At 66.8% G+C, this 15,422-nt stretch carries 15 protein-coding genes; 3 read left to right on the top strand and 12 right to left on the bottom strand.

Features of this window, described 5'->3' with window-relative positions:
- Nucleotides 1–11: 11 nt before the first annotated feature.
- The 5 genes from lapB to cmk form a co-directional block, all read right to left on the bottom strand.
- Nucleotides 12–1,175, bottom strand: coding sequence for a lipopolysaccharide assembly protein LapB (gene lapB, locus IE100_RS11810; protein WP_189374455.1), 1,164 nt, complete (start codon nt 1,173–1,175; stop codon nt 12–14).
- A 44-nt stretch (nt 1,176–1,219) separates the two neighbouring features.
- A complete protein-coding gene (locus tag IE100_RS11805; RefSeq protein WP_189374453.1) occupies nt 1,220–1,513 on the bottom strand; it encodes a lipopolysaccharide assembly protein LapA domain-containing protein in 294 nt (97 codons plus the stop codon).
- Nucleotides 1,514–1,638: 125 nt separating this feature from the next.
- The gene (locus IE100_RS11800; protein ID WP_047966245.1) at nt 1,639–1,935 is read right to left on the bottom strand and encodes an integration host factor subunit beta; all 297 of its coding nucleotides are present in this window, start codon (nt 1,933–1,935) and stop codon (nt 1,639–1,641) included.
- Between the two features lie 9 nt (nt 1,936–1,944).
- Nucleotides 1,945–3,645, bottom strand: coding sequence for a 30S ribosomal protein S1 (gene rpsA, locus IE100_RS11795; protein WP_229800361.1), 1,701 nt, complete (start codon nt 3,643–3,645; stop codon nt 1,945–1,947).
- A 107-nt stretch (nt 3,646–3,752) separates the two neighbouring features.
- On the bottom strand, nt 3,753–4,406 hold the full coding sequence (gene cmk, locus IE100_RS11790) for a (d)CMP kinase (RefSeq protein WP_189374496.1): 654 nt from the start codon (nt 4,404–4,406) through the stop codon (nt 3,753–3,755).
- 194 nt (nt 4,407–4,600) lie between these two features.
- Between cmk and aroA the strand changes: the two genes are divergently transcribed.
- Both aroA and IE100_RS11780 read left to right on the top strand, forming a co-directional pair.
- Nucleotides 4,601–5,893 carry a 3-phosphoshikimate 1-carboxyvinyltransferase gene (aroA, locus tag IE100_RS11785; protein WP_189374452.1) on the top strand — a complete coding sequence of 431 codons (1,293 nt, stop codon included), beginning with the start codon at nt 4,601–4,603 and terminating at the stop codon, nt 5,891–5,893.
- A 119-nt stretch (nt 5,894–6,012) separates the two neighbouring features.
- Nucleotides 6,013–6,432 carry a pyrophosphohydrolase domain-containing protein gene (locus tag IE100_RS11780; RefSeq protein ID WP_189374450.1) on the top strand — a complete coding sequence of 140 codons (420 nt, stop codon included), beginning with the start codon at nt 6,013–6,015 and terminating at the stop codon, nt 6,430–6,432.
- A 143-nt stretch (nt 6,433–6,575) separates the two neighbouring features.
- Here the strand turns inward: IE100_RS11780 and IE100_RS11775 are convergent, their stop codons facing one another.
- Both IE100_RS11775 and IE100_RS11770 read right to left on the bottom strand, forming a co-directional pair.
- The gene (locus IE100_RS11775) at nt 6,576–7,052 is read right to left on the bottom strand and encodes a YaiI/YqxD family protein (RefSeq protein ID WP_189374449.1); all 477 of its coding nucleotides are present in this window, start codon (nt 7,050–7,052) and stop codon (nt 6,576–6,578) included.
- On the bottom strand, nt 7,049–7,942 hold the full coding sequence (locus IE100_RS11770) for a prephenate dehydrogenase (RefSeq protein WP_189374447.1): 894 nt from the start codon (nt 7,940–7,942) through the stop codon (nt 7,049–7,051). The genes IE100_RS11775 and IE100_RS11770 overlap by 4 nt, the downstream gene beginning before the upstream one ends.
- Nucleotides 7,943–8,013: 71 nt before the next feature.
- Here IE100_RS11770 and IE100_RS11765 point away from each other — a divergent pair, with 71 nt between their 5' ends.
- A complete protein-coding gene (locus IE100_RS11765; RefSeq protein WP_189374445.1) occupies nt 8,014–8,286 on the top strand; it encodes a DUF4936 family protein in 273 nt (90 codons plus the stop codon).
- Between the two features lie 44 nt (nt 8,287–8,330).
- Here IE100_RS11765 and IE100_RS11760 read toward each other — a convergent pair whose 3' ends face one another.
- The 5 genes from IE100_RS11760 to IE100_RS11740 form a co-directional block, all read right to left on the bottom strand.
- On the bottom strand, nt 8,331–10,685 hold the full coding sequence (locus IE100_RS11760; RefSeq protein WP_189374443.1) for a heavy metal translocating P-type ATPase: 2,355 nt from the start codon (nt 10,683–10,685) through the stop codon (nt 8,331–8,333).
- Nucleotides 10,686–10,824: 139 nt separating this feature from the next.
- Nucleotides 10,825–12,057: a GGDEF domain-containing protein gene (locus IE100_RS11755; protein WP_189374441.1), complete on the bottom strand. Its 1,233-nt coding sequence runs from the start codon at nt 12,055–12,057 to the stop codon at nt 10,825–10,827.
- 13 nt (nt 12,058–12,070) lie between these two features.
- Nucleotides 12,071–13,150 (bottom strand): ABC transporter substrate-binding protein, encoded by a 1,080-nt coding sequence (locus IE100_RS11750; RefSeq protein ID WP_229800360.1) that lies wholly within the window; start codon nt 13,148–13,150, stop codon nt 12,071–12,073.
- 182 nt (nt 13,151–13,332) lie between these two features.
- The gene (locus tag IE100_RS11745; protein WP_189374437.1) at nt 13,333–14,241 is read right to left on the bottom strand and encodes a carbohydrate kinase family protein; all 909 of its coding nucleotides are present in this window, start codon (nt 14,239–14,241) and stop codon (nt 13,333–13,335) included.
- A 92-nt stretch (nt 14,242–14,333) separates the two neighbouring features.
- Nucleotides 14,334–15,290 carry a porin gene (locus tag IE100_RS11740; protein ID WP_189374436.1) on the bottom strand — a complete coding sequence of 319 codons (957 nt, stop codon included), beginning with the start codon at nt 15,288–15,290 and terminating at the stop codon, nt 14,334–14,336.
- Between the last annotated feature and the right edge of the window lie 132 nt (nt 15,291–15,422).

Below are 15,422 nucleotides of genomic sequence, written 5' to 3'. Positions count from 1 at the left end.
AATGCTTGAAATCAATGGGTTTCCGAGCGGTTGGGGGTGAAGCTCTCCCACTCGCCGCAGGCCGGGCAGTGCCAGAAGAAGGCCCGCGAGCGGAAATTGCAGCGTTTGCAGCGGTGCACGGTCAGGCGCTGCGCGTGCTTCATGATCAGCGCGCGCGCCACTTCGGCGTCCATGCGCCCTTCCGGGCTCAGCTCGTCCATCTGCGCTTCCACCAGGCGGTAGACGCCGAGCAGGTTCGGGCGCGCGTGTACCGCCTCGCGCACCGCCTCCAGCGCCTTGGCCTCGCCTTCGTAGGTGGCCACCTTCTGGTACAGCAGGTCGGTCAGTTCCAGCTGCGAAAAGGTGCGCTGGTAGCCGCGCAGCAGCGCAATGCCTTCCGCCGCCTTGCCCAGCGACTCGTAGGCGTCGAACAGGCGCTCGGCGACCATCGCCAGGTATTCGTAGTTCTGCTTCTCGATCGCCTGCCACGCGGCGATGGCGGCTTCCGGCTGGCCGGTGGCGACCTCGATGTCGCCGAGCAGGATGCTGGCGCGCACGCACTTGCGGTTGGCCGCAAACGCTTCCTGCACGTAACGGCGTGCCTTGTCGTAGTCGGACTGGTATAGCGCGCCCTGCGCCAGCTCGCAGAAAAACTGCGCCACTTCGTGCTGGAAGGAGTGGGCGTCGCTGCGCAGCTCGCGCGCGGTGGCGACCGCCTTCTCCCAGTCGCGGTCCTGCTGGTAGATGCTCAGCAGCTGTTCGCGCGCGGCGCGGCCCATGGTCTGACTGGGCAGCAGCTTGACCAGGATTTCCTCGGCGCGATCGACCAACCCGGCCTTGTGAAAGTCCTGCGACAGCTCGAAACGCACCAGCGCCTTTTGCTCGTTGCTGAGGTCGGGCAGCTCCAGCACCTGCTGGTGCAGGCGGATGGCGCGGTCGTTTTCGCCGCGGCGACGGTACAGCTTGCCCAGGCTCAGTTGCACTTCCAGCGCGTGCGGATGGGCGCGGGCCACTTCTGCCAGCGAGCGGGCGGCGACATCGGTCCTGTCATCGACCAGCGCATCCAGCCCCTTGTAAAAACCGGCCGGCACTTCGCGCGCCTGTTTCAGTACGGCGCGCATGTCGACGCGCGCGGCCAGCCAGCCCAGACCGAAAAACGCCGGGAACAGCAACAGCCACCACAGATCAATATCCAAAATCCAACCTCGGTACGGGAATGCCGGCAAACGGCAGATGCAAATCAGTCAGCCAGCGCGTCGCTCGGGTCCTTGGTGACCCGGCTGCTGGCCTGTCTGGAGCGCAGTTCCTTCTTGAGCTGCGACAGCTCGCGACGGACACGCAGGGAATAGGTAAAGGTGGCCAGCATCGCGATCAGCACGCCGACAACAAAGAACACCAGCAGCAGCAGGATCAGTGGCGCATTCCAGCTTTGTCCAAAAAACAGCTTGAACTCGACGATGGCACTGTTCTGTACGGTTACCGCCACCAGCAGCACCAGCAGCAGCAGTTCCAGCAAGCGAACGAGGTAACGCATAACGACTCCGGCCTGGGCAAAAATTATGGCAAGTTTAAACGAAAGCGTGCGCCCCCCCAAGCCGGAAGGGTAATAAAAAACGCTGCGGTAAACCGCAGCGTTTTGCAGACAGGCACATCGGAAGCTTACTCGGAAGCCCCCGGGGCAAGATCCACGCGTTCGCGCAGCTCCTTGCCTGCCTTGAAGTGAGGCACGTATTTCTCAGGAACGACAACGCTGGAGCCTGACTTGGGGTTGCGGCCAACCCGCGGCGGACGGTAGTTCAGATCGAAACTGCCGAAGCCGCGAATCTCGATTCGCTGCCCTTTTGCCAGGCTGCCGGCCATCGCATCCAGAATGGTTTTGACGGCCAGTTCAGCATCTTTGGCGACCAACTGAGGATAACGCTCGGCAAGCCTCGCAATAAGCTCAGATTTGGTCATATCCATCACTTATTCGTTGCCGCCGGACAGTTTAGCCTTGAGCAGGGCGCCCAGGCTGGTAGTACCGGCAGACACGTTCGCGCTGGCATCAGCAGAGATCGCGCCCAGGGCCGCTTTCTCTTCCTGCAGGTCCTTCGCCTTGATCGACAGGCTGATGGAGCGTGCCTTGCGGTCAACGGCGATGATCACGGTTTCAACTTCGTCACCCTCTTTAACGTGGGTGCGGATGTCTTCAACGCGGTCACGCGACACTTCGGAAGCACGCAGGTAGCCTTCAACGTCGTTATCCAGCTGGATCACGGCGCCTTTGGCGTCAGCAGACTTCACCACGCCCTTAACCAGCGCGCCCTTGTCGTTCATGGCAACGTAGTTGTTGAACGGATCACCTTCCAGCTGCTTGATGCCGAGGGAGATACGCTCTTTCTCAACGTCGATGGACATAACCACGGCTTCAACTTCGTCGCCCTTCTTGAAGCGGCGAACGGCGTCTTCACCGGTCTCGTTCCAGGACAGGTCGGACAGGTGAACCAGGCCGTCGATGCCGCCTGGCAGACCAACGAATACGCCGAAGTCGGTGATCGACTTGATGGCGCCCTTGATCTTGTCACCCTTCTTGAAGTCGTCAGCGAAGGCGTTCCATGGGTTGGCCTGGCACTGCTTCATGCCCAGGCTGATACGACGACGGTCTTCGTCGATCTCGAGGATCATGACTTCAACTTCGTCACCAACCTGAACTACCTTGGATGGGTGTACGTTCTTGTTGGTCCAGTCCATTTCGGACACGTGAACCAGACCTTCGATGCCCTGTTCGATTTCAACAAAGCCACCGTAGTCGGTCAGGTTGGTTACCTTGCCGAACAGGCGGGTGCCGGCAGGGTAACGGCGGGACAGGCCCACCCACGGATCTTCGCCCAGCTGCTTGAGACCCAGCGAAACGCGGTTCTTGTCCTGGTCGAACTTGAGAACCTTGGCTTCAACTTCGTCACCAACGGCCAGAACTTCGGACGGGTGCTTAACACGGCGCCATGCCAGGTCGGTGATGTGCAGCAGACCATCGATACCGCCCAGGTCAACGAACGCACCGTAGTCGGTGATGTTCTTGACGATACCTTTAACCACCAGGCCTTCACGCAGGGTTTCCAGCAGTGCCTTGCGCTCTTCGCCCAGGGTTTCTTCCAGAACCGCACGACGCGAAACAACCACGTTGTTGCGCTTGCGATCCAGCTTGATAACCTTGAACTCAACTTCCTTACCTTCGTAAGGAGTGGTGTCTTTCACCGGACGTACATCTACCAGCGAACCCGGCAGGAAGGCGCGGATGCCGTTAACCATAACGGTCAGACCACCCTTGACTTTGCCGCTGATCACGCCAGACAGGATCTTGCCAGCTTCCAGAGCCTCTTCCAGGTCAATCCACGCAGCCAGACGCTTGGCTTTTTCACGGGACAGCTTGGTTTCGCCAAAGCCGTTTTCCAGGGAGTCGATGGCAACAGTGACGAAATCGCCAACTGCTACTTCAACCTGGCCATTGTCACCCTTGAATTCTTCAACAGGGATCAGCGACTCGGACTTCAGACCGGCGTTAACGGTAACGAAGTTGGAGTCAATGGACACGACTTCAGCAGTGATTACTTCACCAGCACGCATTTCTTGCAGAGCAAGGCTCTCTTCAAACAGGGCGGCGAAGCTATCCATTACGAGGTTAGTCATCAGATTTACTCTTGTTGCATGCCTTGCGTCACGCGGGGTTAGGTTTGAGGACTGCCGGTGCAAGGAAACCGAAGCAGCGTGCTACAAAAATGAACAACCGGGCGCCTTTATCGTTCGCGAAACCACTGCAGCACCTGATTGACCGCCTGGTCAATGGTCAGGGCGGAGGTATCCAGCAAACGGGCATCCGGTTCTTGTCTCAACGGGGCAACGCTCCGTGCCGCGTCTCGCGCGTCACGATCACAAATATCCTGCTGAATCTGAAGGAGATTAGCAGATTCCCCTTTTGCGATCAACTGCTTATAGCGCCGCGCGGCACGTTCTTCGGCGCTGGCGGTCAGGAAAACCTTGAGCTCGGCGCGCGGAAACACCACCGAGCCCATGTCGCGGCCGTCGGCCACCAGCCCCGGCGTTTGCTGGTAGGCGCGCTGGCGCTCAAGCAGCGCGGCACGCACGCTCGGCAACGCGGCAATGCGGGAGGCGCCCATGCCGATATCCTCGGCGCGGATCGCGGCGCTGACATCGTGGCCATCCAGCCACACCTTGTCGTCGTGGAAGGCCGCCGGCAGCTGCGCGGCCAACCTGGCAACCTGGTTTTCGTCCTCCCAGCTCACGCCTTCGCGCAGCGCATACAGCGCTGCCAGGCGATACAACGCACCGGAGTCGAGATAATGGAAGCCCAGTTCACGGGCAACGAGCGCCGCCACGGTGCCCTTGCCGGACGCGGACGGGCCATCGATGGTAATAACGGGTCGGAGCATGGGCATGACAGTAAAGCCTGACTGAAAAACCGGTTATTGTAACGCAGCCGCCGTCACAGCGGATGTTTGCGCGGCAATGCACAATAACGGTACAGTCGGTACAGAGATCAGCCGATGCCGGCGCGCCACGCGCACGACCGGCGCAGACAGCGGCCAGCGCCGCCCCCCGAACAAAATCAACGAACAAGACCGCCATGGAACAACTGACGCTGCACCCGATTCCCCGCCTCGCCGGCACGGTAAAACTGCCCGGCTCGAAGAGCATCTCCAACCGCACCCTGCTGCTGGCCGCGCTGGCCGACGGCCCGACCCTGGTGCGCGAGCTGCTGGATTCCGACGACATCCGCCGCATGCTGGAGGCCCTGGCCACGCTGGGCGTACAAGTGACACAGCAAGGCGACAGCCGCGACTTCCTGGTGCAGGGCACCGGCGGTGCCTTCGCGGTGAAGGAGGCCGACCTGTTCCTCGGCAATGCCGGCACCGCCTTCCGCCCGCTGACCGCTGCGCTGGCGCTGATGCAGGGCAACTATCACCTGCACGGCGTGCCGCGCATGCACGAGCGCCCGATCGGCGACCTGGTGGATGCGCTGCGCGTGGCCGGCGCCGATATCGACTACCTCGGCAACGACGGCTTCCCGCCGCTGCAGATCAAGCCGGCCAGCATCCGCGCCGGCAAGGTGATTCCGGTGAAGGGCAATGTTTCCAGCCAGTTCCTGACCGCGCTGCTGATGGCGCTGCCGCTGACCGGCGAGAGCGTCACCATCGAGGTGGTGGGCGAGCTGATTTCCAAGCCGTATATCGAGATCACCCTCAACCTGATGGCGCGCTTCGGCGTGACCGTGCAACGCGACGGCTGGCAGCGCTTCACCATTGCCGGCGGCCAACGTTACCAGTCGCCGGGCGAGATCCACGTCGAGGGCGACGCCTCCAGCGCGTCCTACTTCCTGGCGGCCGGCGCGCTGGCCGGCGGGCCGGTCCGGGTGGAAGGGGTTGGCCGCAGCAGCATCCAGGGCGACGTGAAGTTCGCCGATGCGCTGGCGCTGATGGGCGCCGAGATCAGCATGGGCGACAACTGGATCGAGGCACGCGCACCACAGGGCGGGTTGAAGGCCATCGACGTGGACCTGAACCACATTCCGGACGCGGCGATGACCATCGCCGTGGCCGCACTGGCGGCCAAGGGCACCACCACCATCCGCAACGTGGAAAGCTGGCGCGTGAAGGAAACCGACCGCCTGGCGGCGATGGCCACCGAGCTGCGCAAGGTCGGCGCCACGGTGGTGGAAACGCAGGACAGCATCAGCGTCACCCCGCCGGCCACGCTGACGCCCAACGCCGAGATCGACACCTACGACGACCACCGCATGGCGATGTGCTTCTCGCTGGTGGCGCTGCTGGATACGCCGGTGGTGATCAACGACCCGAAGTGCGTGGCCAAGACCTTCCCCGACTACTTCGAGGTGCTGGGCAAGCTGGCCGCCGGCTAAACGCCGCCTGCAGAGCATCCAGGCCGCTGCCCTTGCTGCGGCTTTTTTCATGCCATCGACTTGCCAGCCCCCATGAGAAAACACAAAATATTGCGTTTTAAATCTACATAAAACACAAGATGAGCAATCCCTTCACCCTGCGCCGCGATTTCATGCAGCGCTTCGACATGCAGCTTCCGGCCCAGCCGCAGTATCACGCCGAGGCGCTGACCATGTGGCAGAACATGCTGCAGGAAGAGTGGCAGGAATTCATGGCTGCACTGCAGGACTACCAGCGCCTGCAGCAGGCCGACGCGACCGAGCAGACCCGGCTGCGCGCCGAACTGGCAGCCGAGGGCGTGGACGTGCTGAACGTGCTGATCGGTCTGCTGCTGTCGCAGGGCCTGCCGCTGGAAGAGATGTTCGCCGCCATCCATGCGGCCAACCTGGCCAAGTGCGTGGACGGCAAGGTGGTGCGCCGTGAAGACGGCAAGATCCTGAAACCGGCCGGCTGGCAGCCGGCGGATAAGGAGGGCGTGATTCGCCAGCACGGCGGCTAAACGCCACCCTCCCCTGATGCTGCATTGCGCCGCCTTGCCATGCGCCTGCGGCGGTCAGCGGTGCGCGCCCTGCTCAGCTACGCGGCGAGGCGATGTGGGGCGAGACCATGCGAGATTGCCAGGTTCGGCGTGACCACGACGGATCAACGACGCCTTGCGGCCAACCTTTGCAGCAGCCTGTCCAGCTGCGCGGCGAAGTTGGCGCGGTCGCGCTGGCTGAAGGCCGCCGGGCCGCCGGTCTGCACCCCGCTGTCGCGCAGCTCGGTCATGAAGTTGCGCAGCGTCAGCGCCTCGCGGATGGTGGCGTCGCTGTACAGCTCGCCGCGCGGATTGAGCGCCAGCGCGCCCTTGGCCACCACCTGCGCCGCCAGCGGAATGTCCGCCGTCACCACGATGTCGCCCGGCTGCGCATGCTGCGCGATGTGGTTGTCGGCGACGTCGAAACCGGCCGGCACCTGCTGCGCACGGATGTGCGGCGACGGCGGCACCCGCAGCAGCTGGTTGGCGACCAGCACGGTGCGGGTGGCGGTGCGGTCGGCAGCGCGGAACAGGATGTCCTTGATCACCGCCGGACAGGCGTCGGCGTCGACCCAGATGGTGGGGGCGTGCGGCGCGCTCATGCGTTGCCCCGCAGGAACTTCTGGTGCCAGCCGTGGCGCGCCTCGCGGGCACGCTCGAAGCGCGCGGTCAGCGCTGCGGCGTCGCCGCTGGCCAGCTCGGCGCGCAGGCTGTCCAGCGCCGCGCGGTAGCCGTCCAGCTCCGCCAGCAACGCGTCGCGGTTGGCCAGCGCGATGTCGCGCCACATCTCCGGATGGCTGCCGGCGATGCGGGTGAAGTCGCGAAAACCGGTGGCGGCGAAATCGAAACAGCGCTCGCCGTCCGGCTTGCCGACGATCATGTCGACGTAGGCGAAGGCCAGCAGGTGCGGCAGGTGGCTGACGGTGGCGAACACCGCGTCGTGCTCGGCGGCGCTCATCTCGTAGACGCGCGCGCCGCAGGCCTGCCACAGCTCGCGCACCAGTTCGGCGGCCGCCGGTGCGGTTTCCGGCAGCGGCGTGACCACGATGCGGCGGTTGTCGTACAGGCCGTACTGCGCGGCGGCGGCGCCGGACAGGTCGGAGCCGGCAATCGGGTGCGCCGGCACGCACTGCGCCAGGTGGCCCGGCAGATGCGCGCGCATCAGCGCCACCACGTCGCTCTTGGTGCTGCCGCCGTCGGTGACCACGCAGTGCGCCGGCAGCTGCGGCGCGATCTCGGCGAACACCCGCGCCATCTGCCCCACCGGCGTCGCCACCAGCACGATGTCGGCGTGACGCACCGCGTCGGCGGCGCTGTGGCTGGCCTCGTCGATCACGCCCAGCTCGACGGCGCGCGCCAGGTTGGCCGCAGAACGGCCGACCCCGATCACGCGGCCAACCTTGCCGGCCCGCTTCAGCGCCAGCGCAAACGAGCCGCCAATCAGGCCGACGCCGATCACCACCAGGGTCAACTTGCCCTCACCCGCCTGCATGCTACCGTCCCGTTCTGTCGCTATCGAAGCGGCTATCATAACCTTATTTTTGCACTGCAAAAGGAGTAAACATGGCCGCCGCGCTTTACCTCTACTACCGCGTGCAGGACAACATTCTGCCAATCCGGCAGCAGGCAGAGACACTGCTGGCAGAAATCGAAAAAACAACCGGCATCAAGGGCAGATTATTGCGACGCCGCGACGATGACCAGACCTGGATGGAGGTGTACGAGCCGGTGGCCGACGCCGACGCGCTGCAGCAGGCGCTGCACGACGCACTGGCGACGCGGCCGCTGCTGGCCGCGCTGGCACGGCACGCGGAGTGGTTCGTGCCGCTGGACTGAGGCGAAGCCGCCGCCCGCAAGCCTGGCCGCGATGCCAGCCGCAGCTAGCGCCAGCGGCGCAGCAGCAGGGAGTTGCTGACCACCGACACCGAGCTCAGCGCCATCGCCGCGCCGGCGATCACCGGATTGAGCAGGCCCAGCGCCGCCAGCGGGATGCCGAGCACGTTGTAGATGAAGGCGAAGAACAGGTTCTGGCGGATCTTGCGCAGCGTGGCGCGCGACAGGCGGATGGCGTCGACCAGGTGCAGCAGGTCGCCGGCCATCAGCGTCACGTCGGCGGTGTCGATGGCGACATCGGAGCCAGCGCCCATGGCAAAGCTGACGTTGGCCGCGGCCAGCGCCGGCGCGTCGTTGACGCCGTCGCCAACCATCGCCACCACCTGACCCTGTTCTTGCCACACCTTGACCAGCGCCGCCTTGTCCTCCGGCCGCAGCGCGGCGTGCACCTCGGCGATGCCCGCCTGCGCGGCGATGTGTCCGGCGCTCTCCGGCTTGTCGCCGGTCAGCATCACCACGCGGATGCCCTGCGCCTGCAGCGCAGCGACCGCCTGTGCCGAGCTGGCACGCAGCTGGTCGGCCAGCGCGATCAGCCCCAGCGCCACGCCGTCGCGGCTGACCGCCAGCACCGTCTTGCCCTGCGCGTACCACGGCTGCGCCGCCGCCGGCACGCTGCCCAGCACCCAGTCCGGCACCCCGACCCGCAGCGTGCTGCCGCCCAGCGTGACGCTGACCCCCTGCCCGACGTGCGCCCGGAAGTCGCTCACCGCCGGCAGGGACAGGCCGCGGGCGCCGGCCTCGGCCACCACCGCGCGCCCCAGCGGGTGTTCGGAGCCGGCCTCGGCGGCGGCGGCCAGCGCCAGCAGGCCGTTCTCGTCCACCTCCGCCAGCGGCAGCAGGTCGCTGACCTGCGGCTTGCCCTCGGTGAGGGTACCGGTCTTGTCCACCACCAGCAGCCGGATCCCCGCCGCGTGCTCCAGTGCCGCGGCATTGCGGAACAGCACGCCACGGCGCGCGCCGTTGCCCATGCCGACCATCACCGCGGTCGGCGTCGCCAGCCCCAGCGCGCAGGGGCAGGCGATCACCAGCACCGCCACCGCGTGGATCAGCGCCTGTTGCCAGTCGCCGGTCAGCAAGCCGGTGGCGGCGAAGGTCAGCGAGGCGATGGCGACCACCACCGGCACGAACACGCCCGAGATGCGGTCGGCCAGCTGCTGGATCGGCGCCTTGCTGCCCTGCGCCTCGGCCACGCGGCGCACGATGGCGGCCAGCTGGGTGCGCTTGCCGACCGCGGTGGCGCTCACCTTGAGCATGCCGCCCTGGTTGTGGGTGCCGGCGTAGACACGGTCGCCGGCGCGGCGCTCCACCGGCAGGCTTTCACCGGTCAGCAGGCTCTCGTCCAGCACCGCCGCGCCGTCGATCACGGTGCCGTCCACCGCCACCCGTTCGCCGTGCTGCACCAGCACCACATCGCCGGCCTGCAGTGCCGACAGCGGTTTTTCCAGCACCACGCCGTGCTGCTCGACGCGCGCGGTTTTCGGCGTCAGCGCCAGCAGGCTGCGGATGGCGCCGGCGGTGCGGCCCTTGGCGCGCGCCTCCAGCAGCTTGCCCAGCAACACCAGCGTGATCACCGCCGCGCTGGCCTCGAAATAGACGTGCTGCTGCGACCAGCCGGCCAGCGTCACCCACGCCGACCACGCCCACGCCATGCCGGTGCCCAGCGCCACCAGCACGTCCATATTGGCGCCGCCGCCGCGCAGCGCGTGCCAGGCGCCGCGGTAGAAGCGCCAGCCGACCAGCCATTGCACCGGGGTGGCCAGCAGCAGCTGCCAGTCGCGCGGCAGGTAGCCGTGATGGCTGCCCAGCAGCATAGTCACCATTTCCAGCAGGAAGGGCAGCATCAGCGCCGCCGCCAGCCAGAACCAGCGCAACTCGTGGCGGTAGCGCGCGGCCGCGCGCTGCTCGCGGCTGTCGCCATCCTGCTCCTCGGCGACGCGGGCGCCGTAGCCGGCCTGGCTCACCGCCGCCAACAGCTGCGCGGTGTCGGGGGCCCCCGGCGCCAGCTGCAGCCGCGCCGTTTCGCTGGCGAAATTGACCGTCGCACTCACCCCCGGCTGGCGGTTGAGCACTTTTTCGATGCGCGTGGCGCAGGCGGTGCAGGTCATGCCCTCGATCTCCAGCTGCAGCGTCTGCGGCGGCACGCTGAAGCCGGCCTGCTCGATCGCCGCCACCAGCTGCCCGACATTGCGCTGCTGCGGGTCGTAGCTGATCTGCGCGCTCTCGCTGGCGAAGCTGACGCTGGCGCTGACCCCCGGCTGCCGCGACAGCACCTTCTCGATGCGCAGGGCGCAGGCGGCGCAGGTCATACCCTCGACAGGCAGGGTGAGACGGGTGGCAGGCATGGCAAGGCTCCGGGGATGGTCGATACTCGCCCATGCTATACCCCAGCAGGGTATGAAGCAAGTTGCCGGCGGCGGCCCTGCTCCGCGCAAAACACGCCGGCCAAGCCTGGGACAAGGTTGGCCGCAATGGTGACGGCGGCTAGCCCATCACCCGGTTGCGGCCGCCCTGTTTCGCCAGGTACAGCTGGGTATCGGCACGGTTGAGCAGGCTCTCCACGTCCTCGCCGCTCTGGAACGCGGCCACCCCAAGGCTGGCGGTGATCTGCACCGTGCGCCCGTCGGCGAGGATCACCGAGGTGCTGATCGCCGCGCGCAGCCGCTCCGCCGTCACCAGCGCCGCGGCCAGGTCGGTCTCCGGCAGCACGATGACGAACTCCTCGCCGCCGAAGCGCACCACCCAGTCGATGTCCTGCCGAAGCTGGCTGCTGATGCGCAGCGCGATGGCGCGCAGCACCTCGTCGCCGGCGAGGTGGCCGAAGCGGTCGTTGACCGGCTTGAAGTGGTCGGCGTCGCAGAACACCACCGTCAGCGGCCGCTGGTAGCGCTGCGCGCGCTCCAGCTCCGACGGCAGCCGCTCGCTGAGCAGCGCGCGGTTGTAGCAGCCGGTCAGCCCGTCGCGGATCGACAGCTCGCGGATGTCGCTGAGCGCGGCGTCCAGCTGCCGGGTGCGCTCCTCCACCTGCTGGTCCAGGGTGTCGATGTGGCGGCTGATCGCCGCCTGCAGCGTGGCAAAGCCGCGCGCGACCAGGTCGATCTCGTCGTGATGCGGCCGCGCCGGCCGCGACAGCTGCAGCGGCACCGTCAGCGACGACGGCGCCAGCCGGCCGGCAAACTCGGCCATGCCGCGCAGCGGGCGCTCCACCTCGCGGCGCAGCACGTAGGCGACCAGGCTGCAGATCAGCAGCGTCAGCAGCAGGTAGCCGAGGAAGACGGCGAGCAGCGCCTGCGTCAGCGCCTGGTACAGCAGCGCCGGCTGCACCGCGATCAGCAGCGTGCCCAGCGCCTCGCCGCGACCGCGCGGCGGCGGGATGTCGAAGCGGCGGCCGGGCTGCTGCCGCAGCAGCCCGGCGTCGCCGGCCTCGAACACCTGGCCGGTGGCGACATTCAGCCGCGCGTAGCCGATCTCCGGCTTGGCGACGATGGTTTCCACCTGGCGGCGCACCGCCTCGGCCTCGATGTCCCAGATGCCCACCGACAGCATCGGCAGGTTGCTGCTGACGATGTCCTGCAGCGTGGCCTCGAAGCGCTGCTGCACCTGGCGGTAGGTCAGCACGCCCTGCACCGCGCTGAGCAGCAACGCGCAGGCGGTCGCCAGCAGCATGATGCGGCGGATCAGCACGTGGGCGAGCGGACGGTAGGCAGCGGTCACCATGACTCCTCTGGCATTACAGCAGCTGGCGGAAATCGAAGTTGTAGCGGCGCAGCCCGGGGTTGTGCTGCTTGCTGTAGCGGCGGAAATCGACGCGGCTGAAATCCAGCTTGCCGTAGCGCTGCATGAAGCGCGCCGCGCTGCGGTCGTCGAACAGGGTGAACATCGGCCGCACCAGCTCCAGCCCCTCCTCGGCAAAGTCGCGCCCATGATGGTAATCGTAGAGCATCACCAGCGACCAGGCACCGGCGATGAAGTGGCCGCCGGCCAGCGCACTCATGCTGCCGTCGCGCAGCGCCGCCATCGCCTGCGCCGAGGTGTTGATGCCGCTGAAGAAGGCGTCCTGGCCCGGCGTGCCGCCGCGCTGGCGCCAGGCGTCCATCGCGCCGAAGGCCATCAGGTCGTTGCCGGCCCACAGCAGCCGCGCCTGCGGATAGCGCCGGAACAGCCAGTCGGCCTGCTCCTGCGCGCGCGGCTGGCTCCAGCCGGCGTGGACCTCCTGCAGCAGCACCACGTCGCCGGCCTCGGTCACCGCGCGGCGCATGCCCTCGTCGCGCAGCAGCGAGCTGGGCGTCGAGCGGTCGCCGCCGATGGCCAGCAGCGGCAGCTTGCCACCCATGCGCGGCAGGCCGGCGCGGCGGCCGCGCTCGATCAGCGCCCGCGCGGTGAGGTAGCCGGCGTCCTCGGCGCGCGGCGCCAGCGAGCCGAGCCAGTGGCGGAATTGCATGCGCGGCAGGCCGATCGGCGGCTGGCCCGGCTGGTCGTCACGGCCGCTGAACGCCATGAAGCTGCGGATGCCGGCGGCCTCGAACAGGCGCAGCAGCTCCGGCGCGGTGCCGTAGTCGTTGCTGAACACCACGTAGTCCGGCCGCTGCGCCGCCGGCAGCGCGATGATCTGCCGCGCCAAGACCAGCACGCGCGGATGCTCGCGCTCGGCGTACAGCACCCGCAGCCGGATGCCGAGATCGCTTGCTGCCGCCTCCATCGCCCGCGTCGCGGTCAGCCAGTACACCTCGTCGTGCTTGCCGGGATTGATGAAGGTCACCGACAGCGCCATCGCGGGCAGGCTGAGGCAACACAGTAGCAGGGCAAGCATTCGGCGCATGGTGACGGACCCGTGGCGAGACGATGGCGATTGCGTTGCCGCCCCGCAACAGCGCGGGCGCGGCAACGCCGGCGAACCGCCGATTATGGCGCGCCGACCTGCCAGCGCCAACCCTGCTGCCGACAGGGTTGTCCGGACGAGGCCACAGCCTGCGGCCAACCTTGCGCGGCGCGTCAGCCGAGCAGGGCCGAGACCGCGGCCAGCGCGGGCACATTGGCGCCGGCCAGCAGGCAGGCGGCGCTGCCGCTGGCCACGGCCTGCTGCAGGTGCTGTGGCGCCGTCGCCTGGGGGCGGGTGATCAGGCTGTACAGCAGCCCGGCCATGCTGGCATCGCCGGCGCCCACGGTATCGACCACCCGCAGCGAGGGCGGCACGCAGCGGGCCAGGCAGGCGCCGCCCTGCCACAGCTCGGCCCCTGCCGCGCCCCGGGTCAGCATGATCAGCGCCTGCGGCTGCCACTGCTGCAGCGTGGCCAGCGCCGACGCCACGTCGTGGTGACGGAACAGGCCGTGCAGGTCCTCATCCGACACCTTGATCACGTCGGCCAGTCCGACCATGGTCCGCAACATCGGGTCGTATCCCTCGTCCATCAGCACCCGGAAATTCGGGTCGTAACACAGGCGCACGCCCTGCCGTTTCAGCGTTTGCGCCACCTGCAACAGCCGCGCGGCCAGCGGCGGCCGCGCCAGGCTGATGCCGCCGAACAGCGCCCACCGCGCGTGTTGCGGCCAACCTTGCGGCAGCAAGGCCGGATCGAAGTACAAGTCGGCGCTGTCGTCGCCGACGAAGAAATAGCGCGGCGGCTGCGTGCCGTACACCATCGCCAGCAACGGCGACTGGTCGTACTGCTGCAAAAAACGCAGGTCCAGGCCGGCGTCGCGGCTGGCCGCCAGGATGCGCTCGCCGAAGCAGTCGCGGCTGACCGCGCCGGCAAAGGCGCTGCTCACCCCCCACTGCGCCATGATGCGCGCCACATTCCACGGCGCGCCGCCGCAGCGCTCCAGCCAGCGGCCCTCGCCGTCGTCGATCAGATCGGTCAGCGCCTCGCCCAGTGCGACCAGTTGCGGCCATTGCGTGTTCATCGTGTTGTCCTCCCTGGCCTGCGCGGATGCCGGCCGTTGCCAAATAAAAAACGCCTGCCGCAACGGCAGGCGTGCTTGCCGCACGGCGTCGCTCAGAAGCCGATGTGCACGCCGGCGATCAGGTCGCGCTTGCGTTCGGCGCCGTCCAGCTTGTCCGAGCGGGCCTCCAGGAACAGGCGGGCCTGGAAGCGGCTGTCCCTGGCAGACAGATCGTAGTCCATCCCCAGCAAGGCGGTACGCTGCCGGCTGCCGACCACGAAGCCGGCATCGCTGGCGGTCAGGTAACCGGCACGCAGCCCCAGCCGCGCCGGCTTGTACTCCGCATAGGTGGCGCTGGCGAACTGGCGCTGCCCCGACTCGTTGCGGGCGCGATCCAGCTCCAGCGACAGCGTGAGGCCGGGCTGCGGCTGCAGCTTGAAGGCCAACAGCGTGTCCTGCTTGCTGCGGCCATCGACACTGCTTTGCCCGGCCTGCGACAGGCGCATGCCGAAGCGGCCCTTTTCGTAGGTGCCGCTGACCGCCCAGGCGTCGGTGGCACGGCTGCTCTCAGTCTTGTCCTTGCCCGGCGCGTAGCTCAGCGACAGCGCCAGGCCGTCCAGCAACGGCGCTTCGTACTTGAAGGCGCCGCGGTTGTCGCCGCCGCCGGACGGAATGCCGGCACTGGCCGGGCTGATGTCGTACTTGTAGAAATTGGCCTTGAAGTAGCCGTCGCCGTAGGCGTTGATGCCGCGGCCCAGCTTGACGGTGCCGAAGTCGCCGCGCAGGCCGACAAAGGTATCGCCATTGGCGAAATGGTCGCTGCCCTTGCTGTTGTCGAGCTTGACGTCGGTGTTGACCTGCAGCAAGGCGGTCAGGCCGTTGCCGATGTCGGCCTGGCCGACGACATTCAATTCGGAACCGGCGTCCTGGAATTCGCGTTTCGATACGCCGTTTTCCCTGAAGGCGTGAAACCCTATTTCCGCCTTGCCGGTCAGCTTGATGAAATCCTCCGCCATCGCGGCAGAAGAAAAGGCGCCCATGATCATCAGTGCAATACAGCTGCTTTTCATTTTGTCTCTCCATGTTTTTATATTGGCCGATCAAGCGGCCGAGAGACATTAAAAGCAACAAGACCCGTGTACACAATTCATTACACGAGAAAATCATTAATAAACAAAAACCGCTTGGTTAAACACAACATA

Origin of the sequence: Vogesella alkaliphila (genome assembly GCF_014652475.1) — a bacterium.
Lineage (GTDB): Bacteria > Pseudomonadota > Gammaproteobacteria > Burkholderiales > Chromobacteriaceae > Vogesella > Vogesella alkaliphila.
The sequence above is the reverse complement of the archived record's forward strand: the minus strand, read 5'-3'. Positions and strand labels throughout refer to the sequence as shown.